This is a genomic window from Tsukamurella ocularis (assembly GCF_965138335.1).
GTDB classification, from domain to species: domain Bacteria; phylum Actinomycetota; class Actinomycetes; order Mycobacteriales; family Mycobacteriaceae; genus Tsukamurella; species Tsukamurella ocularis_A.
On record NZ_CBCSDV010000001.1, the window covers coordinates 159,467 to 181,150 of the forward strand.

At 67.2% G+C, this 21,684-nt stretch carries 20 protein-coding genes, 1 tRNA gene and 1 pseudogene; 7 read left to right on the forward strand and 15 right to left on the reverse strand.

Annotation, left to right across the window (positions count from 1 at the left end; all coding sequences use genetic code 11):
* Positions 1-32: 32 nt before the first annotated feature.
* Positions 33-449, forward strand: coding sequence for a DoxX family membrane protein (locus ACNAYW_RS00790; protein WP_415676163.1), 417 nt, complete (start codon positions 33-35; stop codon positions 447-449).
* Positions 450-527: 78 nt separating this feature from the next.
* Here the strand turns inward: ACNAYW_RS00790 and ACNAYW_RS00795 are convergent, their stop codons facing one another.
* Positions 528-1,475: an AraC family transcriptional regulator gene (locus ACNAYW_RS00795; RefSeq protein ID WP_415847859.1), complete on the reverse strand. Its 948-nt coding sequence runs from the start codon at positions 1,473-1,475 to the stop codon at positions 528-530.
* Between the two features lie 210 nt (positions 1,476-1,685).
* Here ACNAYW_RS00795 and ACNAYW_RS00800 point away from each other — a divergent pair, with 210 nt between their 5' ends.
* Positions 1,686-2,261 (forward strand): flavin reductase family protein, encoded by a 576-nt coding sequence (locus ACNAYW_RS00800; protein ID WP_415847860.1) that lies wholly within the window; start codon positions 1,686-1,688, stop codon positions 2,259-2,261.
* Between the two features lies 1 nt (position 2,262).
* Positions 2,263-3,879 carry a 4-hydroxyphenylacetate 3-hydroxylase family protein gene (locus ACNAYW_RS00805; protein ID WP_415847861.1) on the forward strand — a complete coding sequence of 539 codons (1,617 nt, stop codon included), beginning with the start codon at positions 2,263-2,265 and terminating at the stop codon, positions 3,877-3,879.
* A gap of 23 nt (positions 3,880-3,902) precedes the next feature.
* Here ACNAYW_RS00805 and ACNAYW_RS00810 read toward each other — a convergent pair whose 3' ends face one another.
* From ACNAYW_RS00810 to ACNAYW_RS00830, 5 genes are all read right to left on the reverse strand, one after another.
* Positions 3,903-5,543: an acyl-CoA synthetase gene (locus ACNAYW_RS00810; RefSeq protein ID WP_415847862.1), complete on the reverse strand. Its 1,641-nt coding sequence runs from the start codon at positions 5,541-5,543 to the stop codon at positions 3,903-3,905.
* Between the two features lie 70 nt (positions 5,544-5,613).
* Positions 5,614-6,561, reverse strand: coding sequence for a galactofuranosyltransferase GlfT1 (gene glfT1, locus ACNAYW_RS00815; protein WP_415847863.1), 948 nt, complete (start codon positions 6,559-6,561; stop codon positions 5,614-5,616).
* Positions 6,554-7,348 (reverse strand): galactan export ABC transporter ATP-binding subunit Wzt/RfbE, encoded by a 795-nt coding sequence (wzt, locus tag ACNAYW_RS00820; RefSeq protein WP_415847864.1) that lies wholly within the window; start codon positions 7,346-7,348, stop codon positions 6,554-6,556. Before wzt ends, glfT1 begins: the two co-directional genes overlap by 8 nt.
* A 1-nt stretch (position 7,349) precedes the next feature.
* Positions 7,350-8,207, reverse strand: a complete 858-nt coding sequence (gene wzm / locus ACNAYW_RS00825) for a galactan export ABC transporter permease subunit Wzm/RfbD (RefSeq protein ID WP_415847865.1) — start codon at positions 8,205-8,207, stop codon at positions 7,350-7,352.
* A gap of 99 nt (positions 8,208-8,306) precedes the next feature.
* On the reverse strand, positions 8,307-8,816 hold the full coding sequence (locus ACNAYW_RS00830) for a bacterial proteasome activator family protein (protein ID WP_415847866.1): 510 nt from the start codon (positions 8,814-8,816) through the stop codon (positions 8,307-8,309).
* Positions 8,817-8,886: 70 nt separating this feature from the next.
* On the opposite strand from ACNAYW_RS00830, the gene ACNAYW_RS00835 reads away from it, so the two are divergent.
* Positions 8,887-10,143: a cysteine desulfurase-like protein gene (locus ACNAYW_RS00835; RefSeq protein ID WP_415847867.1), complete on the forward strand. Its 1,257-nt coding sequence runs from the start codon at positions 8,887-8,889 to the stop codon at positions 10,141-10,143.
* A gap of 3 nt (positions 10,144-10,146) precedes the next feature.
* A complete protein-coding gene (locus ACNAYW_RS00840; protein WP_415847868.1) occupies positions 10,147-10,788 on the forward strand; it encodes a LysE family transporter in 642 nt (213 codons plus the stop codon).
* Between the two features lie 4 nt (positions 10,789-10,792).
* On the opposite strand, the gene ACNAYW_RS00845 is transcribed toward ACNAYW_RS00840, so the two are convergent.
* Positions 10,793-11,779 carry a hypothetical protein gene (locus tag ACNAYW_RS00845; RefSeq protein WP_415847869.1) on the reverse strand — a complete coding sequence of 329 codons (987 nt, stop codon included), beginning with the start codon at positions 11,777-11,779 and terminating at the stop codon, positions 10,793-10,795.
* Complete coding sequence (locus ACNAYW_RS00850; protein WP_415847870.1) at positions 11,776-12,741, reverse strand: NAD(P)H-quinone oxidoreductase; 966 nt, start codon at positions 12,739-12,741, stop codon at positions 11,776-11,778. The genes ACNAYW_RS00845 and ACNAYW_RS00850 overlap by 4 nt, the downstream gene beginning before the upstream one ends.
* Positions 12,742-12,897: 156 nt before the next feature.
* On the opposite strand from ACNAYW_RS00850, the gene ACNAYW_RS00855 reads away from it, so the two are divergent.
* Both ACNAYW_RS00855 and ACNAYW_RS00860 read left to right on the forward strand, forming a co-directional pair.
* On the forward strand, positions 12,898-14,073 hold the full coding sequence (locus ACNAYW_RS00855; protein WP_415847871.1) for a thiolase family protein: 1,176 nt from the start codon (positions 12,898-12,900) through the stop codon (positions 14,071-14,073).
* Positions 14,074-14,113: 40 nt separating this feature from the next.
* Positions 14,114-14,201: transfer RNA gene (locus ACNAYW_RS00860), tRNA-Ser, on the forward strand.
* A 763-nt stretch (positions 14,202-14,964) separates the two neighbouring features.
* Here ACNAYW_RS00860 and ACNAYW_RS00865 read toward each other — a convergent pair.
* The 7 genes and pseudogenes from ACNAYW_RS00865 to ACNAYW_RS00895 all read right to left on the reverse strand — a co-directional run.
* A pseudogene (locus tag ACNAYW_RS00865) lies at positions 14,965-16,065 on the reverse strand (recombinase family protein); the annotation flags it as partial.
* Positions 16,062-16,703: an ImmA/IrrE family metallo-endopeptidase gene (locus ACNAYW_RS00870; protein WP_415847872.1), complete on the reverse strand. Its 642-nt coding sequence runs from the start codon at positions 16,701-16,703 to the stop codon at positions 16,062-16,064. The pseudogene ACNAYW_RS00865 and the gene ACNAYW_RS00870, both read right to left, overlap by 4 nt.
* 69 nt (positions 16,704-16,772) lie before the next feature.
* Positions 16,773-17,132 carry a helix-turn-helix domain-containing protein gene (locus ACNAYW_RS00875; protein ID WP_415847873.1) on the reverse strand — a complete coding sequence of 120 codons (360 nt, stop codon included), beginning with the start codon at positions 17,130-17,132 and terminating at the stop codon, positions 16,773-16,775.
* A gap of 92 nt (positions 17,133-17,224) precedes the next feature.
* Positions 17,225-18,241, reverse strand: a complete 1,017-nt coding sequence (locus tag ACNAYW_RS00880) for a DNA-methyltransferase (protein ID WP_415847874.1) — start codon at positions 18,239-18,241, stop codon at positions 17,225-17,227.
* On the reverse strand, positions 18,238-19,059 hold the full coding sequence (locus ACNAYW_RS00885) for a replication-relaxation family protein (RefSeq protein WP_415847875.1): 822 nt from the start codon (positions 19,057-19,059) through the stop codon (positions 18,238-18,240). Before ACNAYW_RS00885 ends, ACNAYW_RS00880 begins: the two co-directional genes overlap by 4 nt.
* 148 nt (positions 19,060-19,207) lie before the next feature.
* Positions 19,208-21,328: a type IV secretory system conjugative DNA transfer family protein gene (locus tag ACNAYW_RS00890; RefSeq protein WP_415847876.1), complete on the reverse strand. Its 2,121-nt coding sequence runs from the start codon at positions 21,326-21,328 to the stop codon at positions 19,208-19,210.
* The gene (locus ACNAYW_RS00895) at positions 21,325-21,507 is read right to left on the reverse strand and encodes a hypothetical protein (protein ID WP_415847877.1); all 183 of its coding nucleotides are present in this window, start codon (positions 21,505-21,507) and stop codon (positions 21,325-21,327) included. Before ACNAYW_RS00895 ends, ACNAYW_RS00890 begins: the two co-directional genes overlap by 4 nt.
* Between the last annotated feature and the right edge of the window lie 177 nt (positions 21,508-21,684).

Here is a 21,684-nt window from a genome sequence, read left to right on the forward strand (position 1 = left end):
CGGGGCGCCGCTTCGAACGAGGAGCTTCCACCATGGACGTCGTATTCCTGATCGGCCGCATCCTGCTCGCGGTCCTGTTCGTGATGTCGGCCGTCGGCCACTTCACCGCCGCCGACGGGATGGCGCAGTACGCCGCCGCGAAGAAGGTGCCCGCCGCGAAGCTCGCCGTGGTCGGCAGCGGCGTGATCGCGCTGCTCGGCGGCCTGTCGCTGATCCTGGGCGTGTGGATCGACCTGGGCGCGCTGCTGCTCGTGCTGTTCCTGCTGCCGGTCACCGTGATGATGCACGACTTCTGGAAGGCCGTGGATCCGCAGGTCAAGCAGACCGAGATGATCTCCTTCAACAAGAACCTGGCCCTCATCGGCGGCGCGCTGATCCTGTTCTACTTCGTGAACGTCACGCAGTCGGTGCCGCTGGGCCTCACCGGCCCGCTGTTCCCGGCCTGGTGACACCACGCTGAACCGCTCGGCCCGGGTCATCGACGATGGCCCGGGCCGAGTCGTCTGCGCCCCGCTGCTGCGGTGGGCCTAGCCGCGCCGGGTGGCCGAGGGCGCTACCCCGTACCGGCGGCGGTACGCGGCGGCGAAGCGGCCGGTGTGATGAAAGCCCCATCGCATCGCGACATCGGCCACCGTGTCCATCGGGGATGCGCGGACGAGGTCGTGATGGGCGCGGTCGAGCCGGACGTCGAGCAGGTACTCGCGCGGGCTCACGCCGACGTACAGCCGGAATCCCTCCTGCAACCTGCGCACGCTCACCCCCGCGGCCTCCGCCATGTCGGCCGCCGTCCAGGCCCGGCCGGGGTCGGCGTGGATCCGGTCGATCACGCGCTTGACGATGCGCGGCCTCGGCACCGGCGCACCCGATTCCTCCTCCGGAAGCGCGGCGACGAGGAACGCGGTCGTCAACGCACTCGCGAACTGGTGGGCGACGCGCTCGTTCTGCAGCACCCAGGCGTTCTCCCTGAGCTGCCCGGCCAGTGACTGGGCGAGCGAGACCCAGCCGGCACCGGCCTCGGTCGCGGTATCGAGGCTGGTCGGTAGGTGCGCCGTGGTCCCCGGGAGGATCCGGCTCCGCTCGTGGTGCAGGTAGTCGCGGTCGAAGCGGATGCCGAGGATGGTGCACGACTGCGACCACCGGGTGATCCGGGTGGGGGTGTCCGGCCGGTAGATCGCGGCCGACGCCGGTGTCGCCCGCACGTTCTCGCTGCCGGTGACGGATTCGAGATAGCCGTCGAGCGGGACGTTGACGGCGTAGCCGCCGGGGTGATCGGTCGAGACCGATACCTCGGCGCCCCACCCGATGTGCGCTATGCGGACCGGCCCGAGGGTCACGCAATCGACGCAGACGTTGTCGGCCGTCGCCCGCGTGAGCGGAACGAGGTCGTGCGCGAAGTACGCGTCCGAAACGACCTCGCGCGCCTCGTCCCAGTCGCACGGACCGGCGGCGCCCGTCTCCGGTGATCCGCGTTCCATCAATCCCACCTGCAGCTTCCGCCCGGCCGATCGGCCGGTCCACGCTCCATTCAAGTGTGATGTGCGCCGATGGAAAGTCAAATAGCGGCCTGGATCACAATCGGCCGCGCAAAACGGATGGGCACCGCGCTCGGCGGATCGACCACGATCGCTCCCGCGCCTAGCTTCGAAGCACCTCAGCAACTCTCGACGAGAAAGGAGGTGCCCACCATGGAGCAACGCGAACTCCGCAACATCTTCGGCCAGTTCGCCAGCGGCGTCACGGTGATCACCTGCACCAACTCGGACGGCACTGCGCACGGCGCCACCGTGACGGCCTTCACGGCCGTCTCCATGGAACCCCGGCTGTGCCAGGTGACGATGACGAAGAAGTCGAAGGCCTGCGCCTACCTCAGTGGTGCGCCCTTCGCCGTCAACGTTCTCGCCGCGGATCAGGTCGACATCGCGATGAACTTCGCGGGTCGTCCGTGCGAACCCGGACCGGTGTGGGCCGAGGGTCCGACCGCGCCGATCATCTGCGGCGCCGCCGCGACCTTCTCGTGCATCCCGTGGGCCGAGTACGACGGCGGCGATCACATCATCTTCATCGGCGAGATCGTCGCCGCCGAATCGTCGGGCAAGAAGCCGTTGCTGTTCTACCGCAGCACCTTCCACGACCTGGGAGCTCCTTCCTCGGCGACCGTCTGGAGCGGTTCCTGCGACGACCCGCACAGCGGCTGGTTCGACGCCGAGACCTCGTTCACGCCCCTGCACCTCCTCCCCGCAACCCCGATCGGAAGTAACTGACATGACCACGATGGAATCCGGCCCCCTCACCGGGATCGACACCAGCACCACCAATCCCGCCGAGAACGCCCCGGCCAACAGCGTCGCGAACTTCGCCTCGCGCCCCATGACGGGCGACGAGTACATCGAATCGCTCCGGGACGACCGCGAGATCTGGCTGCACGGGGAGCGGGTGAAGGACGTCACGACGCACCCCGCCTTCCGCAACCCGGTGCGGATGACCGCCCGGCTCTACGACTCGATGCACACCGGCGAGCACGTCGACGCGGTGACCACGCCCACCGATACCGGTAACGGCGGCGTCACCATGCCGTTCTTCAAGGCACCCACGTCCTCGGAGGACATGCTCAAGGAACGCGACGCCATCGCGACCTGGGCGCGGATGACGTACGGCTGGATGGGCCGCTCGCCCGACTACAAGGCCAGCTTCCTGGGCACCCTGCACGCCAACAAGGAGCTGTACTCGCCGTTCCAGGCGAATGCGGAGCGGTGGTACAAGGAGTCGCAGGAGAAGGTCCTGTACTGGAACCACGCGATCATCAATCCGCCCGTCGACCGGCAGCTCCCGCCCGACGAGGTCGGCGACGTGTTCATGAAGGTGGAGAAGGAGACCGACGCCGGCCTCATCGTCTCGGGCGCCAAGGTGGTTGCCACGGGATCGGCTATCACCAACTACAACTTCATCGCGCACTACGGTCTGCCGATCAAGAAGAAGGAGTTCGCGCTCATCTGCACCGTCCCGATGGACGCGCCCGGGGTGAAGCTGATCTGCCGGTCGTCCTTCACGCAGAACGCGGCCGTCATGGGCAGCCCGTTCGATTACCCGCTGTCGAGCCGGATGGACGAGAACGACACCATCTTCGTCTTCGACAAGGTTCTGGTGCCGTGGGAGAACGTCTTCATGTACGGCGACGTGGAGAAGATCAATGCGTTCTTCCCGCAGTCGGGCTTCCTGCCGCGCTTCACCTTTCAGGGGTGCACCCGGCTGGCCGTGAAGCTGGACTTCATCGCGGGCCTGCTGATGAAGGCGCTCGACGCGACGGGCGCCGGGGGCTTCCGCGGGGTCCAGACCCGCGTCGGCGAGGTCATCGGCTGGCGGAACCTGTTCTGGTCCTTGACCGAATCGATGGCGCGTGACCCCGAGCCGTGGGTGGGCGAGACGGTGCTGCCCAAGCTCGAGTACGGGCTCACCTACCGGATGTTCATGATCCAGGGGTACCCCCGGATCAAGGAGATCATCGAGCAGGACGTCGCGTCCGGGCTGATCTACCTCCCGTCCAGTTCGCTGGACTTCAAGAGCCCCGATGTGCGCCCGTACCTCGACAAGTACGTGCGCGGATCGGACGGCATGCCCGCGGTCGAGCGGGTGAAGATCATGAAGGCCCTGTGGGACTCGATCGGCACCGAGTTCGGCGGTCGACACGAGCTGTACGAGCGGAACTACTCGGGTAACCACGAGAACGTGAAGGCCGAGCTCCTGTTCGCCGCGCAGAACCGCGGCGGCGTCAGCTCCATGAAGGGGCTCGCCGAGCAGTGCCTCGCGGAGTACGACCTCGACGGCTGGACGGTACCGGACCTCATCGGCAACGACGACGTCTCGTACTTCGGGAACAGGTAGGCCGTGGGGGCTCCCCGCCGCGCTCAGTCGGTGGGGAGCTCCCGGCGGACGATCTTGCCCGTGGGATTGCGGGGCAGGGTGTCGAGGAAGACCACGTCGCGCGGGACTTTGAAGCGGGCCAGGTTGCCGCGGACGAACTCCTTGAGGTCCTTGGTCAGCTCCTCGACCGCGTCGTCACCGGGGGCGCCGCCGTCGATCACGACGAAGGCGCGCAGGCGCTGGCCGAACTCGGGATCGGGCACGCCGATCACGGCCGCCTCGACCACGTCGTCGCGGGTGACCAGCAGGTTCTCCACCTCGAGCGGGTACACGTTCTCGCCGCCGGAGACGATCATGTCGTCGTCGCGGCCGTCGATGTGCAGCAGGCCGTGCTCGTCCCAGTGGCCCATGTCGCCCGACGAGAGGTGGCCGTCGATGATCTGCTTGGTGCGGCCGTCGCTGTAGCCCTCGAAGGGCGCGCCGGCGCGCACGAAGACGCGGCCGCGTTTGCCGACGCCCTCGACCAGCCGGTCGTTCTCGTCGTACAGGCGCACCGTCGTCAGGACCGGCGGCTTGCCGACGGTGCCGGGCGCGGTGCGCAGGTCCTTCGGCTGGGCGACGGTGGCCACCGCGACCTCCGTCGAGCCGTAGACGTTGTGGAGCACGTCGCCGAAGACGTCCTGGAACTTCTCCGACAGCTCGGGGGAGACGGCGGAGCCGGCCACGACGACCGACTTCAGGCAGCTGGTGTCGTACTTCGCAAGCGTCTCCGCGGGGAGGCTCAGCATGCGGGTGAGCATGGTGGGCACCGCGACCAGCATGTCCGCGCGGTTGTCCGCGATGAGCTTGAGGGAGTTCTCGGGGTCGAACCGGCGCATGGTCACGGTGGTGCAGCCGACCGACATGCCGGCCGACCACATGGCGAAGCCGGTGGAGTGGAAGATCGGGGAGGCGATCACGATGGTGCCGCGCCGCCGGAACGGGATGCGGTCCACGAGCATCGCGGTCGCGAGCGAGGGGACCTTGCTGCGGGTCGCGCCCTTGGGCAGGCCGGTGGTGCCCGACGTCAGGATGATGAAGCCGCCCTGCTTCTCGGGCGGCGGGACGCGCTTGGCGTCGCGGCCGGCGATGAGCTGCTCGATCGTCTGCGAGCCCTCGGGCACGGCGTCGGCCTCGTCGACCCAGGTCAGGTACTGCGGCATGTCGTCGGGCAGCGCGTCCAGCAGCGAGGTGAACTCGCTGTCGTGGAACACGGCCTGCACCTTCTCGCGCTCGCAGACCTCGGCGAACTGGGGCTTGGCGAAGCCGGTGTTCATCATGGCCAGGCGCATCCCGGCGCGCGCCGCCGCGCTGATGATGAGGAGCAGGCCGCGGTGGTCGCGGGCGAGCACCGCGATCACGTCGCCGGACTTCAGGCCCGACGCCCGCAGGCCGCGGGCCAGCGCGTTCGACTGCGCCTCGTACTGCGCGTAGGTGAGCGTGCCCCGCTCGTCGACGATCGCGATGCGGTCGGGGTTCTCGGCGGCGCCCTTGATCACGAGCGCGGCCTGCGGGCCGTACTGCCGGTTGTAGCCGAGCGCGCGCAACGCCACATCGGGGCGTGCCGGGTCGACGACCCGGCGCTGGAGCATGCGCAGCAGGGCATGGCCCTGCGGCAGAAGATCGGAGACCAGGCTCGTTCCCATGACGACGATGATAGAGGCACGCGGAGCGCTCTGTTGAGGGCCCTTCAATAAGAGGCGTGCCCCGCGCGGGTCAGGGGCGCGTGAACCGCTCGTCGCGGCCCAGCTTGCGCAGGCGCAGCCACTCGCGGAAGCCCGCGACGTCGCGCCGCTGCACCAGGAAGAACCAGCCGAACCGCGCCCACTCCTGCGGGATCAGCTTGCGCATGCCCGGCTGGGACTGCAGGTAGCCGCGGTTGCGGTAGGTGAAGAAGCGCTTGGTCTCGTTGTCCGGGTACTGGGTGTGCATGCGCCCGCCGAGAATCGGCCGGAACTCGTCGGCGCCGTTCGGGTGCAGGTACGCGGTGGTCAGGCACGTGCCGAAGGGCAGCCCGGAGCGCACCAGCCGGCGGTGGATCTCCACCTCGTCGCCGCGGATGAACAGCCGCAGGTCGGGCACGCCGACGGCCGCGACGGTGTCCTTGCGGAACAGCGCGCCGTTGAACAGCGAGGCGATGCCCAGCAGCACGTCGTCCGACGGTGCCGCGGGATCGATGAGTTCCGAGCGCTTGCGCCGCCACACAAGGCCGCGCCGCAGCGGGAACGCGAGGGTCTCGGGGTCGTCGATGGTCGCGACGACGGGGGAGACCTCGGCCAGCCCGTGCCGCTCGGCGGCGTCGAGCAGCGTGGCGAGGACCTGCGGCCCCTCGGGGCGCCCGTCGTCGTCGGCGAGCCAGATCCAGTCGGCGCCCAGCGCGAGCGCGTGCAGCATGCCGAGTGCGAAGCCGCCGGCGCCGCCGAGGTTGAACCGCGAGGGCAGGTAGGTGGTGGCGACGGGCTGCGATTCGACCAGCGCGCGCACCTCGTCCTGGGCCGCGTTGTCGACGACGATCAGGTGGTCGACGGGCCGCTCCTGCGAGCTGAGCACCTCGAGGGACTTCGCGAGCAGGCCCGCCCGGTCGTGGGTGACGACGACGGCGACGACGGTGCCGGCACCGTCGGACGTCCGGTCGGGCCCCGCCTGCCCGGCCCCGTCAGTCATCCTCGGCCTCGAGCATGTCGAGGACCTTGCGGACCTGGGCGCCCGCGTCGAGGCCCTCGTACGCCGTCACGACCTCCTCGATGCCGCCCTCCTGCCGGATCTCGCCGTGGTCGATCCACATGGCCCGGTCGCAGAGCTGCGCGAGGAACTCGTTGGAGTGGGAGGCGAAGACGAGGATGCCGGAGCGCTCCACCAGCGCGGAGAGCCGCTTGCGGGCCTTGCGCATGAACTCGGCGTCGACGGCGCCGATGCCCTCGTCGAGCAGCAGGATCTCGGGGTCGATCGACGTGACCACGCCGAGGGCGATGCGCACGCGCATGCCCGTGGAGTAGGTGCGCAGCGGCATCGACAGGTAGTCGCCGAGCTCGGTGAACTCGGCGATCTCGTCGGCCTTGCGCAGCATCGACTTGCGGGTCTGTCCCAGGAACAGGCCGCGGATGATGATGTTCTCCATGCCGGAGATCTCGGGGTCCATGCCCACGCCGAGGTCGAAGACCGGGGCCACGCGCCCCTTCACCAGCGCCGAGCCGCGCGTGGGCTCGTAGATCCCGGCCAGCAGCCGCAGCAGCGTCGACTTGCCCGCTCCGTTGTGGCCCACCAGGCCCACGCGGTCGCCCTCGTTGAGGCTCATGGTGATGTTGCGCAGGGCCTCGACGACGACCACGTTGTCGTCGGCCATCACCTTGCCGCCGGCGGAGCCCATGACCGCGCGCTTGAGCGAGCGCGATTTCGCGTCGAACACCGGGAAGTCGACGCAGGCGCCCTGCGTCCGAATGGAAACGCTCATCTCACACCCAATACGCGACTCGGGAACGGAACTGCTTCATCAGCACCAGGGTCAGCCCCAGGCCGACGATCGTGCAGCCGATCACCACGTACCAGTGCTGGACGTCGAAGGGCTTGCCGGTGAGGGGGCCGCGGACGAGCTCCAGGTAGTGGTACAGCGGGTTCAGCTTCACCAGCTGGGCGCGCTCGCTGTTGCCGCCGGGCACGGTGTCGAGCGTCCACACCACGGGGGTGATGTAGAAGAGCAGCTGCGTCAGGGCGGTGAGCAGCGGCGCGATGTCGCGGAACCGGGTGGCGAGGATGCCGAAGAACATCGAGACCCAGACGCCGGTGACCGCGAGCATCGCGAACGCGGGGATCACGCTGAGCTGCGTCCACGACCACTGCTTCGGCGGGAAGATCGCCAGCACGATCACCACGATGATCATGTTGTGGGCGAGGAACAGCATGTGCCGCCACACCAGCCGGTAGACGTGCACCGACAACGGCGCCGGCAGCTGCTTGATCAGGCCCTCGTTGGCGATGAACACCTCGGCGCCGTCGATGATCGAGCTCTGGATGAAGGCCCACAGCACGAAGCCGACGGTGAGCTGCGGCAGCAGCGTCTTCACGTCGGCGCCGAGCAGCACCGACCACAGCAGCGCGAGCGCACTGGCCGTGACGCCGGTGGCGATCGTGATCCAGAACGGGCCGATCACCGACCGGCGGTAACGCTGCTTGATGTCCTGCCAGCCCAGTTCGAGCCAGAGCTCGCGATGCACGGTGGCGCCGTCGACCAGGTCGCGGATCGCGCGCGAGAAGGTGCGCGAGTCCGAGACGAGGGGCGCCGGTTGGGCGGCGTGGGGGCTATCGACGGGCACGGTAGGCCAGGGTACCCGTCCCGACGGTCCGCCCGGCGCACGTCGAGCGGGTGCGCGCCGGGGGCCTCCCGCCGGTGCGCCTCCCGCCCGCCGGCACCGTCACAGGTACTGGCCGTGCCCGGTCTGCGACTCCGGGCCGGGGTTCATCGCCGGCGGCAGGGCGCCCTGGCGCATCTGCTCGAGCTGGGCCCGCGCGGCCATCTGCTGCGCGAACAGGGCCGTCTGGATGCCGTGGAAGAGGCCCTCCAGCCAACCGACGAGCTGCGCCTGGGCGATCCGCAGCTCCGCGTCCGACGGGGTCGACTCGTCGGTGAAGGGCAGCGCGAGGCGCTCCAGCTCGGCCTGCAGGTCCGGTGAGAGCCCGTCCTCGAGCTCCTTGATCGACGTCCGATGGATGTCCTTGAGCCGGGCCCGGCTGGCCTCGTCGAGAGGTGCGGCGCGCACCTCCTCGAGGAGTTGCTTGATCATCGTGCCGATCCGCATCACCTTCGCGGGCTGCTCGACCATGTCGTGCAACTCCTCGGCGGCGTTGTCCGGTTCGTCGGCTCCTGCGGGCGCGCCGGTGTCCGCTCCCGCAGGGATGATCTCCACGTCGTTGCGATCGCTCATACCACCATTCTGGCAGCTCCCCGCGGGCGGACCACGGTGTCGTCGGTGCGGCGGTGTAATCTGCGTCCCAGTGAACACGTTCTCAGAAGGCCAGGGTGCACCCGGCCGGGCATCGACTGCGGTTGCGGTATCCGCATTCGACGTTGCCCGCGTCCGGGGGCTTTACCCTGCCCTGGGAGACGGGTGGATCCACTTCGATCCGCAGGCCGGCGCGCAGATCCCCGGCGCGGTCTCCTCGGCGGTCGCGAACGCCTTCCGCGGCTTCGTCAGCAACCCCTACGGCGTCTACGCCGCGGCGGCGCACACGCGATCGATCGTGCAGGCCGCCCGCGTCGCGGTGGCGGACCTGGTGGGCGGCAAGCCCGAGGGCGTGGTGCTCGGACCCAGCCGGGAGCAACTGCTCAACTCGCTCGCGGAATCGCTGAGCGCACGCCTGGGGCTGGGTTCGGAGATCGTGCTGTGCCGCCTGGACGACGACGCGAACCAGTCGCCGTGGCTGCGCGTCGCGGACCGCGGCGGCGGCCGCGTGCGCTGGGTCGAGGCCGACATCGAGACCGGCGAGGTCCCCGCGTGGCAGTTCGAGGAGCTCGCCGGGCAGACCACCTCCGTGATCGCGGTCCCCTACGCCTCGTCGACCATCGGCACCGTCATCGACGTGGCCGCGGCCGCGCAGGCCGCGCACCGGGTGGGCGCGCTACTGGTGGTCGACGCGACGAGCGCCGCGCCGTACGAGCTCCTGGACATCGAGCGGCTCGGTGCCGACGTGTTGCTCGTGAGCGCGAACCGTTGGGGCGGGCCCCAGGTGGCGGCGATGGCCTTCCGTGATCCGTCGCTGTTCGGCCGGCTGCGCGCCGTGAACCCCGATCGGAGCCTGACGGGGCCGGAGCGCTTCGAGGTGGGGGAGCACCAGTACGCGATGCTGGCCGGCCTCATCGCCTCGATCGACCATCTGGCGGGCCTCGACGAGTCGTCGGTCGGGACGCGGCGGGATCGGCTGGAGCAGTCGATGTTCGGCCTGCGCCAGTACCAGCAGCGGCTCCTGTTCTACTTGCTCAACTCCCTGGCCTCGGCGCCGCAGGTGGCGATCATCGGTCGCGCCGAGCGTCGCGTGCCCACCGTCTCGTTCACGATGCCGGGCGTGCCGGCCGCCAAGGCCGCCAAGCGCCTCGCCGACAACGGCGTCTGCGCCCTGTCGAACGTGCCCAGCCGGTACTTCGCCGGGCTCGGCGTGCCCGAGTACGGAGGCGCGGTCACCGTCGGCCTCGCGCCCTACTCGACCCCGTACGACGTGGACCAGCTGGTCCGCGCCCTCGCCTCCCTGGGTTAGCGGGTGGAACCGTCGGCGCTGGCGACGGCGTTCGGTGCCGGGATCCTCGCCGGCCTGGGGGCCGTGCTGCCGCTCGGCGCGATCGGCGTGATGCTGCTGCACGAGGGGGCGTCCCGCGGCTGGCGGCGTGCCGTTCCGGCCGCCGCGGGCGTCGGTACCGCCGATCTGATCTTCGCCGTGCTCGCGCTGGCGGCCGGATCGGTGCTCGCGCCCCTGGTCGCGCGGTGGGGCCGGTGGCCCGCTGCAGTGGGCGGCGTCCTGTTGCTCGTGGTGGCGGTCCTCATGGTGCGCAAGGCCTTCCGCCCCGGCCCGGCGGAAGTCGACGATGCCGAGCCTGTCGGAGGGTCCTCGGGCTGGGCCCGGTTCGCCCTGTTCTTCGGGCTGACCGCGGTGAATCCCTTTCCGCTGCTGTACTTCGGTGCGATCGCCGTCGGGCTCGGGGACGGACTGCACCGTCCCCCAGTGGCGACCGCGTTCGCCGTCGGCGTCGGGATCGCCTCGTTCGGATGGAATCTGGTGCTCATCGGGTTCGGCGCCGTGCTGCGGTCGCGGTCGACGGCGCGGATGCAGCGCATGGTCACCGCCGTCGGCGGTGCCATCGTCGCGGTGTTCGCCGTCGTGGTGCTGGTGACCGCGTTCGTCTGATCGCTCAGCCGATCGCGGCGCGGTACTCCTCGGATTCGAAGAACGGGGTGAGGCGGCGACGAAGGAGATCCTCGATCACGCCGCGTTCGTCCAACGTCGCGATGACCGGCGGGCCGAACCGCAGCGCCTCCTCGATCATGTCCTCGCGGCCCACGCCCAGCTCGGCGAGCAGTTCGTACAGCGATGCGTCGCCGTACTTGTCGAAGACGTGGTCGATGCCCTCGTCGAGCAGCGCGCGGAAGTAGTCGGTATCGCGGAAGGTGCGCCAGAACTCGAAGATCAGCACCACCACGTCCTCGACGTCGCCGTCGGTGAGCACACCGCGGTACTCGGCGACGGCGCTCTCGCGGTGCTGTCGCCAGAAGTCGCGGACGGCCTCCGCGAGGGTCTCGTCGCCCTCGGCGGCGACCCGCCGCAGGGCGAACCGCACGCCGTGCCGGGCGGCGGCGTCGGCGCGCTGGCCGAGCGCCGGCAGCGCCGGGCGCAGCGCCCGGGCGGCCGCCCCGGCCACGGTGCGCGTCACCGCGTTCCGGGCGAGCGCGCGGCTCGCATCGTCGGCCGCGGACGACGCCGCGGCGTGCAGGACCGAGGCCACCGCGTCCTCGGTCACCGGGCTCTCGGACAGCGCCTGCAACACCCGCCGGGTGAGGTCCATTTCGGTCACGGTGCTCACCAGCTGCTCGAAGCTGTGGCTGTCGATCACCTCGTCCAGCCGCGTGCTGTCGTTGACGGAGTGCCGGTACAGGCGGCCGGCGATCTCCCCGACGAGTTCGGGGATGGCGCCCTCGACCGGGACCTGGACGGCGTACTTCGCGGCGACGGCTTTGATCATGTCGGGCGTGACGGCCTCCGCGAGGGTCAGCTCCGAGGCCACGGCGAGCGCGTGGTCCACCTCGTCGATGACCAGCGAGTGGTACGCGGTGTCGTGGAGTTGCTTGCGCGCGAACGCGATCTGCGCCTCCAGGAGGCGGGAAGCGAGGTCGTCGATCATGGGGTCAGGAGCACCTTTCCGACGGACTCGGGAGAGTTCAGGAGGTCGTGGGCGGCGCCCGCGTCGGCGAGCGGGAGGCGGGCGGAGACGACGGGGCGCACGGCACCGTCGGCGATGAGGGGCCAGACCTGGGCGCGGACCGCGGCCACCACCTCGGCCTTGCCGTGCGGACCGACGGCGGGGCGATTCCGCAGATTGGTGGCGCTGACCCGGCCCCGCTTGCCCAGCAGCGCACCGATGTTCAGCTCGCCCGTGACGCCGCCCTGCAGGCCGATGATCACCAGCCTGCCCTGGGGCGCGAGCGCGCGGACGTTGCGGGGCAGGTACTTCGCGCCCATGATGTCGAGGATCACGTCGGCCCGGTCCCGCAGGATCTCCGCGAAATCCTCGTCGTGGTAGTCGATCACGATGTCGGCGCCCAGCTCGCGGCAGCGCTGCGCCTTGTACTCCGAGCCGACGGTGACCGCCACTGTCGCCCCGAGCGCCTTGCCGAGCTGGATGGCGTGGGTGCCGATACCGCTGCCGCCGCCGTGGATCAGGAGCGTCTCGCCCGCGCGGAGCCCGGCCTCGGTGACGAGGTTCGAGTGGACGGTGCACGCGACCTCGGGGAGTGCCGCGGCGTCGACGAGGGAGACGCCGGCGGGGACGGGCAGGCACTGGCCGGCCGGGGCGAGTGCGTACTCGGCGTAGCCGCCGCCGGACAGGAGCGCGCACACCTCGTCGCCGATCGCCGGGCCGTCGACTCCGGGCCCCAGGGCGTCGACGGTGCCGGAGACCTCGAGGCCGAGGATCGGGCTCGCGCCGGGCGGGGGTGGGTAGAGGCCGCGGCGCTGCATCAGGTCGGCGCGGTTGACCGCGGTCGCCGCCACCGCGATCCGGACCTCGCCGGGGCCGGGAGCGGGAATCGGGAGGTCGATGAGCCGCAGGTCCTGCGTGGTTTCGTCGACGTCGATCGCCCTCATGGTTCATGGGTAGCACACCGGGCGCCGTCTCCGCGCACGCCGTGGCGTGGGTCCCGGCTTCGCGAGAACGCGTCCCCGTGCGCCGACCTGTGCTAGAAGTGAATGAACATTCTGTCACTTCAGCCTGCGTCACCTCGGATCGAAGGAACCACAGCCATGACCGACGCCGTCATCGTCGACATCGTCCGCACACCGTCCGGCAAGGGCAAGCCGGGCGGCGCTCTCCACCCCGTGCACCCCGTCGACCTGTTCGCCGGCGTCATCTCCGCGCTGATCGAGCGCAACGACCTCGACCCGGCCCTCGTCGAGGACGTGATCGGCGGGTGCGTCCAGCAGGTGGGGGATCAGGCGCTCAACATCGCGCGGGTCGCCGCGCTCACCGCCGGGCTCCCGATCGAGGTGCCCGGCACCACGATCGACCGGCAGTGCGGATCCTCGCAGCAGGCGGCGCACTTCGCGGCGCAGGGCGTGATCGCCGGGGCGTACGACGTGGTGATCGCCGGCGGCGTCGAGTCCATGAGCCGGGTACCCATGGGCACCAGCCCCACCGGTGGCGCGCCCTTCGCGCCGCTGGCCGCCCGCTTCCCGAGCCTGCCGCACCAGGGCATCGGCGCCGAGTTGCTCGCGGCGCGCGGCAAGTTCGATCGCGAGGCGCTCGACGCCTTCGCCGCCGAGTCGCACCGCCGCGCCGCGGCGACCCAGGCCGCCGGCGGCTTCGACCGGGAGATCGTGCCCGTCGCGCTGCCCGACGGCGGTACGCACACCGTCGACGAGACCGTGCGCGGTTCGACCACCGCCGAGGGGCTGGGTGGGCTGCGGCCCGCCTTCGCCGATCCGCGGTTCGCCGAGCGGTACCCGGAGATCGACTGGTCGATCACGCCGGGCAACTCGTCGCCGCTCACCGACGGTGCCTCCGCCGCGCTGATCATGAGCGCCGAGAAGGCGGCGGCCCTGGGCTTGACCCCGCGGGCGCGGTTCCACGCCTTCTCCGTGGTGGGCTCGGACCCCGAGGTGATGCTCAGCGGCCCGATCCCCGCGACGCACAGGGTGCTCGCCCGCGCCGGCCTGCGCGCCGCCGACATCGACGCCTTCGAGGTCAACGAGGCTTTCGCGTCGGTGCCGATGGCCTGGGCCGCCGAGTTCGACGTCGACCCCGCGCGCCTGAACCCGCGCGGCGGCGCCATCGCCCTGGGGCACCCGCTGGGCGCGTCCGGCACCCGCCTGCTCGCGACGCTGGTCAACCACCTCGAGCAGACGGGCGGTCGCTACGGCCTGCAGACGATGTGCGAGGGCAACGGCATGGCGAACGGGACCATCATCGAGCGTCTGTGAGCGGTGCGCCCCTGGTGGGTCCGGTATCGTACGGCGCTAGGGAAGCGTGGCAGAGCGGCCGAATGCACTCGCCTTGAAAGCGAGCGTGGGTGAAACCACCGGGGGTTCAAATCCCTCCGCTTCCGCCAAAAGTTCGTTGTTCGAACCCGCCGTGCACAGTAGTGTGCGGCGGGTTCGTCTTTGCCCCGATACGTCTTTCGCCTGCTCGAACATCAGGCGCACGGCGTCGTGACGCTCCTGGTGGATCGTTCGGTGGTAGATGACGCCTCGTGGTGCGGGAGACGCGTCAGCGTCGTTCTGGGTGCCGCTGGGCGTGTCTGGGAGCGCTCGTGGTGTCAGGTCTGTCACGATCCGGGTGTCTGTCGCTCGTGCGAGCAGTTGGGCGAACGGTGTTTGTAGTTCGGCGTCCTCGATCTGCCCGTCCTCTCCGACGTAGAGCCGTCGGAAAAATCCTTGGTTGAACATGCGCCGCTCTCGTGGCTTCGCCCTCCGGTACAGCTGGTGGCAGTGCTGGATCAGGTCAAGTGATCGATCGAGCACCCGCTGTTGGTCGGTGGCGCTCGCCTGCGCCAGTGCGATCGTTTTCTCGGCTTCGTGTAGCTCGCGGGTGAAGCGCTCCATCTCCCGCTTGAGCATGTCGAGAGGGATGGCGCCCTCGTAGTGGGCCGCAAGCAGCTTCTCCCGTTCAGCTTCGATCCGGCGGGCGTCACGTTGGCCCTTCTCGGCCGCGAGGGCGGTTTGACGTTGGTCGTGTGCCATTTCGTCCAGGACTATCGCCTTGATCGTTGCGGCCACGTCAGCCGAAATATGTAACTGTTCGTAGAACAGTTCGATCCCCTCTTCGATCTTGGCTACCGATGTGTAGCCGCGGGGGCATCGGTTTTCGCGGTCGCGTCGTCCCATGCAGAAGAAGTATTCGTAGGTGCCGCCTTTTCCGGTGTTGCGGGAGAACACCATTCGGTTCCCGCAGTGTCCGCACCAGATGCTGCCGCGCAGGTAGTTGTTGTGCGTGCGATCTTTTTCACCGGCCGTGTTGTGGGCTCGAAGGACGTCCTGAACGCGAAGCCACGTCTCAACACTGATGAGTGGCTCGTGGGTACCTTCGTGATAGACGCCGCGATAGGCAACAACGCCGATGTAGTACGGGTTAACCAAGAGCTTGTGCAGTGTCCCTATCGACACTGGACGGCTGGGCACTTTCGGGGTGCGTCGAGTTCGGAGTCCTCGCCGTTCGAGCGCGTCGGCGAGCTGGGCGATACTCCATTCACCTGTCGCGTATTGCTCGAACGCCCAGACGATGTGTCCGGCTCGATCCAGATCCGGTTCGACCCACCGGATATCGCTGAGGTCCTCGTATCGCCGCTTGTTGAGATAGCCGAGCGGTGCTCGCCCGGGCGTTCCTCCTTGCTTCGCCTTGATGGTCAGCCCTTTGATGACTTCGGTGCCAAGGTTGTTGCTGTGGTAGCTGGCAACGCCGCGCTGAATTTGAAGATTGAGTTTGCCCTGAGGCGTGTCGTCGACATATTCGGACACTGAGACGAGACTGACGTGCGCTGCTTCGAGACCGCTATCCACGTAGTAGTCGACTTTTGGGCTGCGGCTCAGGCGATCGAGTTTGTGTACGATGAGATGAGTCACACCAAGGTCGGCCAGTTCCTCGAACATCTTCTTGAAGTTCGGTCGCTTTATCGTTGTCGCTGTGTATCCGGGATCTATGTACGTCCCGACAACGGTCAATCCGAGGTCATGAGCTTTGCGCGTACACGCCTCGCGCTGGAACGGAATCGAATAGCCCTCAGCGCCACCACCGACGCGAGCCTGCTCCTCGGTGGAAACCCGCAGGTAGATGACGGCCCTCCCCGTCGCCGTGCGTGCCTCGATTGAAGCGGGGGCCTCAACTGAACCGTTGAGACCCCCTATGGCGCGAAACCGATCGACCAGCATGGCGCGGCCGCCGCCGTAGCGTGCGGCGTTGTCATCGCGACTTCTCATGGTGCTGCTCCTGTGGTTGCGACGATGGGGTGGGACAGGGTACGAGGTAACGGTGCGCTTGGGAAGGCGCGCCGACAGCCCGTTCGCCCGCGATTGCCGCTGTTGATCGGCAGGCCGATCACGCTCAACCGAACTTTCATGGCGGCCAGCGACACTCGACACGCAGTCGCCAGTGCTTCAGGTGTGCGGAGGCCGTCACCCCACAGCCGGTAGATGGCGCGTTTGCTCATCAGGAGGCACCCGGCGAAATGGTCGCAGAGGCGCTCGATCTCTTGCTCGGTCAGCTGGCTGTACGTGCTGCTACAACCGGCGTCGATGATGTGCTTGAGTTCATGACAGGTGGTGAAGCGTTGGCGGGCAACCGATTCGCTGTCGTTCAGTGCGATCACCCATCGTCCGTTGGTCCACTGGCTTGATCCTGAATGCTGTGAGGCGGCGGTGAAAGTGCGGCGTTCGATGGCGATGCGGCTGAGACCGGTTATGTCGGATTCGCGGATTGAGCGATCAGCCGCGTGCCAAGCTGCTGCCAGGCGGTTGGCCTGCCGTTCGGCGACAACTTTGGCTTCGATGAAGTTCACCGGATAGACGGGAGCCATGCGCCGTAGCGTCGATAGTGTTAGTGGTGCGGGGGTGTTCATAGATGACCTCCTTTCGTGTGAGTGGTCTTCTGTTGATATTTTCGGGGGTGCTGTTGTCGGTACCGGTGTCTAGGGTGAGCGGTCGTTGTTCGGCTGATCCTGCAAGTCGGTGACAAATTTTTCGATCTGTTCGATTTGCGATGGACTGAGCGAGTCGAACTTGGTGCGGAAGTACGTCGGCATACTGGGCAGTGGCCGGTCGCTGGTTTGCCATTGGAGGTCATAGAACTCCTCGACATCGACATCGAGCACCCGGGCGAGCCGCTCGATCGTCTGGGGTGACGGAGCAGCGATCTGACCGTTTTCTATCCGTCGTAGATTGGTGCGATCGATCCCGGTGCGTGCGGCGAAATCACGCAGGCTGATCCCACGTTCTTTACGTGTGTTCCGGATAAATTGCGACAATGGTGTGTGCTGCGAGTCGTTCATGTCCGAATACCTTTCTATACCTATTTTCGCAGGACACGCGCTATGGGGCAATAGGTACCTCAGTGTAGAATTTGCAACGGCGCGGCGCATCGTTATTTCCGTGCTGCACGGCTCTGTCGAGCTGCCTCGATACGTTCGGTGGCGAGGTGCGCGTAGTCAGGATTCAGCTCGATCCCCGCCCAGTTGCGGCCAAGTGTTTCGGCCGCAAGTGCGGTCGTGCCGCTCCCCATGAACGGATCAAGCACGACACCTCGGCGAGAGCCCTGATTGCAGTCACACTCTGGTTGCAGAGGCCCAATTCGCAGCCACCGATCGTTCAGGTAGACGGGCTTTGGGAGCCACGCCCGCTGACACGCAGGACAGACCTTTTCAGGGCAACCGGCCGTTACCATCCGCTCGACCAGTGCCTGCGGGAACGTCGCAAAATGCGCACCTCGGAAGCTTGCGGTGGCGATCGGCCAAACATCACCCGGAGATTTTCCCAGCGGATGTGCAGTGCTGCCACGCTGCTTCATAGCATCAAGGCCGGTATTGTCGTCGGAACGTCGAAACGTTGCTGACACCGGCGGATAGGCCCGTGGCGGGCGGGAGCGGCTCGGAGCGGCTTTCGATGTGGCCGGAACTCGAATACCGTTGAGGTTGAAGTAGTAGCGGTCGTTGGGCGTAAGCAGCAGAACGGACTCATGCGTGTTCGACAACCGATCGGCGACGGCCGACGGCATCGGGTTGGTTTTCGCCCAGATGATCCAGTTGCGCACTCGCCAACCGCGCTCGACCAACTGAATCGCCAGTCGCTGCGGGGCGAGTAACAGACTTTTTGTCGGAGCACCGTCGTTTCGGTGACGAGCGTAGCGATCGCCGACGTTCAGCCACAATGACCCGGTCGGGGTCAGTATTCGCTTGCACTCCTCGATGACCTCAACCATTTCATCAAGCCACTGGTCAACGGACGAACTTGCACCGAGCTGCTGGGCATGGCCGTAATCGCGTAGCCCGACATACGGCGGGCTGGTGACGATGCAATCGATACTGTCGTCAGCAAGTGTCGGAAGGAAGTGGCGTACATCGCCGACAGTAATGGTACCGTGAATATTGTTGTGATGAGTCATGATTCACCTCCTCTGGTGTTGCTTGATGATGTGTCGATACCGCACAGTGCGGGCGGTGTGTCGGTAAATGTGGCGACCGTGAATAGCGGCCGGATAGGTGCTGGAAGTCGGCGGATAACTGTCTCGATTTGTCTGCACCGTTGATGATCAGGGACCGACCACAATACCCGCGGGTAGACGTTGGTGTTTCCTGTGCGCCGGGCATGTTCGTAGGCGGCGATATGGTGCTCGCACTTTCGCTTGATTGTGCTGCGTCCCTCGGTTGCCAGGTCGACCTCGATCAGCCAGTGGTACTCGAAGTCGGCGGTGGTGATGGTGGCCGCCACGTCGGGCCGCAAGATGTGCGTAGTGCCGTGCCGATCGTGATATCTCCGCCAACAGGTCGGTTCAGGTATGACGGTCGATTGCTCGACACCAGTGGTATGAGCGGCGTAGGCGGTGAGCTGCACCGCCATTTCGGTCACGGCCAGGGTGTGCCGGACGAAACGCTCCCCTGGGATACCTGGAGTACGCCATGGCTCTTCGCTCAGGTAGTGGGCGATGGTCCGGTGTCCCCGCCCAGTGAGGCGGTAGATGAATCCGGCCGATCCTGCCCGAACGCCGCCGATACGACGTGGCAGCCGCTCGACAACACCACGGCGATACAGCCGCGCAAGAGTCGAACGGGTGCGCCGTTGCTGAGTGACGATGCTGCCATCCGCGAAGTGCAACCGCCGCACCTGATCCCCTGTTGCCAGGCGGAACGTTCGGAGCGTCACCAGCACGTCGAGGTCGCGATCACTGAGCTGTTCGGCCAGGCGTTTCGGTCCGGAGGTCATAGCCGGACTCCTCGCCGGATGGCTCGGCACCATAAGGGGTGCAAGAGATTCGATGTCATTATTTCGGCATCAGCGCTGTTCACAGCCGTGGCGACAACGACGCGAGCGGCAGGCCGATCGGCTGCTCTGTGGGTGCTGCCGAAACTGTTCATGACCTGCCTCCGCGTGGCACCACACCGATACCAAGGTCAGTCGCTGCTGCATCGGCTCCCCATCGGCTGAGGAGGGCCTCATCGATATCCGTGCCGGATCGCCCATAGACACGTTGGCTGGCTGCGATCGCCGTCTCAGCCTCACGGAGATGAGCAGTTCGCTGCTTGGTGGCGACATGAAACGCACCGTCGTCGCCATACCAACGGGCGATCGCTGTGTACATCGGTAGCGACGCCAGGTCATCGGCCGTGACCTGCGGGCTGTCGAGCCACCGGGCAAGCGTCGCGGTGTCGTCCGGCGCGGGCTTGAACACCACCTTGCTCCGGGCGTTGGCGGCGACGGCGGCCCGGAGTGCTGGCGTCAACTGGCTCAAATCTTGGTGAGCGATGGTCATCGAGACGTTGGTGCTGCGAATGGTGCTGAGTACGTCGGCGAGGTCAAGGCCAGCCAGAAATTGTTGCGCTTCATCCACGATGATGGTGGCGGGTGGTCGTTCGCTTGCCGGCCGCGTATTGCGCCGCTGGATTGCTGCCCACAGAGAATGGAGCAACAGTGCTCCGGCGAGACGTGTTGCTTCGCCGCCGATCGCCCCGCGGTTGAGCGACACCAGCACTACACCGCGGTGATCCAAGATGCTTTCCCATGTCCAGGTACTCTCGGATTGGCCGAAGATGCGGCGTAGACCCGCACGAGCCACGAATGGCTGCAATTTATTCAGCAGCGGTCCGACAACTTGCGCTCGCTCGCCGTCACTCATCGCGTGAAAGCGATTGAGCCATGGCGTGATGACCAGCGGATCGCCCACTTCACGAGCAATGTGTTCGCGAAAATTCGGCCGAGTAAGCAGCGCCGGAATATCGACCAGCGTTCCACCGTCCCAGCGTGCGACCATCAAGGCAGCATGAAGCAGCACATCGGTCGATCGGGGACCAAGCGCAGTGCCGTGAAGACCGAGGAACAAGCTGACAAGTTCATCGGCGCGGCGTTCCGCCTCATGAGTGGGACCAGCCATGACACTGCTGCCGATCACCTGCCGCTGGTACGCCGGGTTGATATACACAACCGGCACTCCGGCTGGCAGTTGCTCCATGATTGCCTGCGACAGATCGACCTTCGGTTCGATGACAACCAGTGCCCGACCGAGTGCGACGTCATCGAGCGCCATCCCCAGCAGGAGCTCCGATTTTCCGCTTCCTGTCGGGCCGATGACGTATACGCCACGACTGAGTGCCGACTCGGGGAGCACCACCGGCTGGTTGACAACCGCCGGATGAGTCGCCGCACCAAGGTGACGGCCGCGAGAAGCGGGGTGCGGTGGAACGTCGCCAAGAATGGCTGTTCGTGCATGTTCAGTGCCGGTGATCGGCCAGGCAAGCACCGTGGCGACTTCGGCGGCGCTAAAAATGCCGCCGAAGCGTGACGTGCGTACGCGATTGAACTGGTTGGCAGCATGACGGGACGGCGCGCCGATCCTGATATGTCCTCGTTGGCTGTCGGCCAGGCGAATCCCAGCGGCGACATGCCGAGCAACGGCAGGTGAAGCCGTGGTGCCGACACGACCGAGTACAGCGAACAACGGCTCTCCGGCTTTGGTGCGCCAATCGCGTTCATCCTGCGCATTGACCACGGGGGGAGCTACGATCCCGAGCGTCACCGCTGGTGACTGTGCCGGTGGTCGTCCCACTCGCGACTGGGACGGTCCGATCACCCATTGCAGGTAGGTGACCGTACCGGTTGGCGTGGTGTTCATGGCTGATGCGACAGCCGTGCTGACCTCAGCCGCGACATCGGTGCGGATGACGCTGGATACACTCGACAGCCGAATATCCAGCGCAACATTGACGGGTGGACGCATTGATGCGTCGATCGACAGCGCTACCAGCCCGGGCATCGCCGCCTTGAGCTGGTTGATTTGCTGTTGGCCGAGCGGCGTTTCGAGTCCGATCAGGTAGCGGCACCGATCGTTGATCTGCCACTGTTCAAAGACCACCAGCGGCGTACGGTGACGCCACCCCAATCGCGGCCGTGACGCCAACGGACGAACCATCGCCGCCACCGTGGCGAGGTCGATACCACGTGGCGGTACCAGCTCGTACCATTCCATGGCCGTCGTCATGACGTCTCCTTATTTTCATCACGTGTCGATATGATCGCTTCATCAACGTCCTGTCGCGCCAGCGTTAGGATCGCCCGCGCAATCTTTCGAAGTGCCTGCGCTGCATCGATATCGCCTGCCTGACGGCGAAGTGCCGTGATTCGTGCCTCGCGCTCGTTCGGCTTGTCTTGTTGGTGCATAAGGTGTCCCTCCTTTCCCGGAACGTGCGTCTCCTCGCCGTTGGCGGGCCGCACTGGAGAACAGGCAGCCGGAAGTTCCGCTGTCCGCTTGCTGATAGTGATGGCGACCAATCCGCGTCGCGTTCATCTGCGAGAACGTCTGTGCGGGTGGGGGTTTGGTGTGCCCCCGCGTCTGCC

What these genes read in the sequence shown, in the direction of transcription:
- ACNAYW_RS00810 (WP_415847862.1), bottom strand. Translation starts at nt 5,543, where the DNA reads ATGGGAACGAGCCTGGTCTCCGATCTTCTGCCGCAGGGCCATGCCCTG.
- ACNAYW_RS00790 (WP_415676163.1), top strand. Translation starts at nt 33, where the DNA reads ATGGACGTCGTATTCCTGATCGGCCGCATCCTGCTCGCGGTCCTGTTC.
- ACNAYW_RS00845 (WP_415847869.1), bottom strand. Translation starts at nt 11,779, where the DNA reads ATGATCGACGACCTCGCTTCCCGCCTCCTGGAGGCGCAGATCGCGTTC.
- ACNAYW_RS00850 (WP_415847870.1), bottom strand. Translation starts at nt 12,741, where the DNA reads ATGAGGGCGATCGACGTCGACGAAACCACGCAGGACCTGCGGCTCATC.
- ACNAYW_RS00855 (WP_415847871.1), top strand. Translation starts at nt 12,898, where the DNA reads ATGACCGACGCCGTCATCGTCGACATCGTCCGCACACCGTCCGGCAAG.
- ACNAYW_RS00830 (WP_415847866.1), bottom strand. Translation starts at nt 8,816, where the DNA reads ATGAGCGATCGCAACGACGTGGAGATCATCCCTGCGGGAGCGGACACC.
- glfT1 (WP_415847863.1), bottom strand. Translation starts at nt 6,561, where the DNA reads ATGACTGACGGGGCCGGGCAGGCGGGGCCCGACCGGACGTCCGACGGT.
- wzt (WP_415847864.1), bottom strand. Translation starts at nt 7,348, where the DNA reads ATGAGCGTTTCCATTCGGACGCAGGGCGCCTGCGTCGACTTCCCGGTG.
- ACNAYW_RS00890 (WP_415847876.1), bottom strand. Translation starts at nt 21,328, where the DNA reads ATGACGACGGCCATGGAATGGTACGAGCTGGTACCGCCACGTGGTATC.
- ACNAYW_RS00805 (WP_415847861.1), top strand. Translation starts at nt 2,263, where the DNA reads ATGACCACGATGGAATCCGGCCCCCTCACCGGGATCGACACCAGCACC.
- ACNAYW_RS00800 (WP_415847860.1), top strand. Translation starts at nt 1,686, where the DNA reads ATGGAGCAACGCGAACTCCGCAACATCTTCGGCCAGTTCGCCAGCGGC.
- ACNAYW_RS00880 (WP_415847874.1), bottom strand. Translation starts at nt 18,241, where the DNA reads ATGACTCATCACAACAATATTCACGGTACCATTACTGTCGGCGATGTA.
- ACNAYW_RS00895 (WP_415847877.1), bottom strand. Translation starts at nt 21,507, where the DNA reads ATGCACCAACAAGACAAGCCGAACGAGCGCGAGGCACGAATCACGGCA.
- ACNAYW_RS00885 (WP_415847875.1), bottom strand. Translation starts at nt 19,059, where the DNA reads ATGACCTCCGGACCGAAACGCCTGGCCGAACAGCTCAGTGATCGCGAC.
- ACNAYW_RS00875 (WP_415847873.1), bottom strand. Translation starts at nt 17,132, where the DNA reads ATGAACGACTCGCAGCACACACCATTGTCGCAATTTATCCGGAACACA.
- ACNAYW_RS00870 (WP_415847872.1), bottom strand. Translation starts at nt 16,703, where the DNA reads ATGAACACCCCCGCACCACTAACACTATCGACGCTACGGCGCATGGCT.
- ACNAYW_RS00795 (WP_415847859.1), bottom strand. Translation starts at nt 1,475, where the DNA reads ATGGAACGCGGATCACCGGAGACGGGCGCCGCCGGTCCGTGCGACTGG.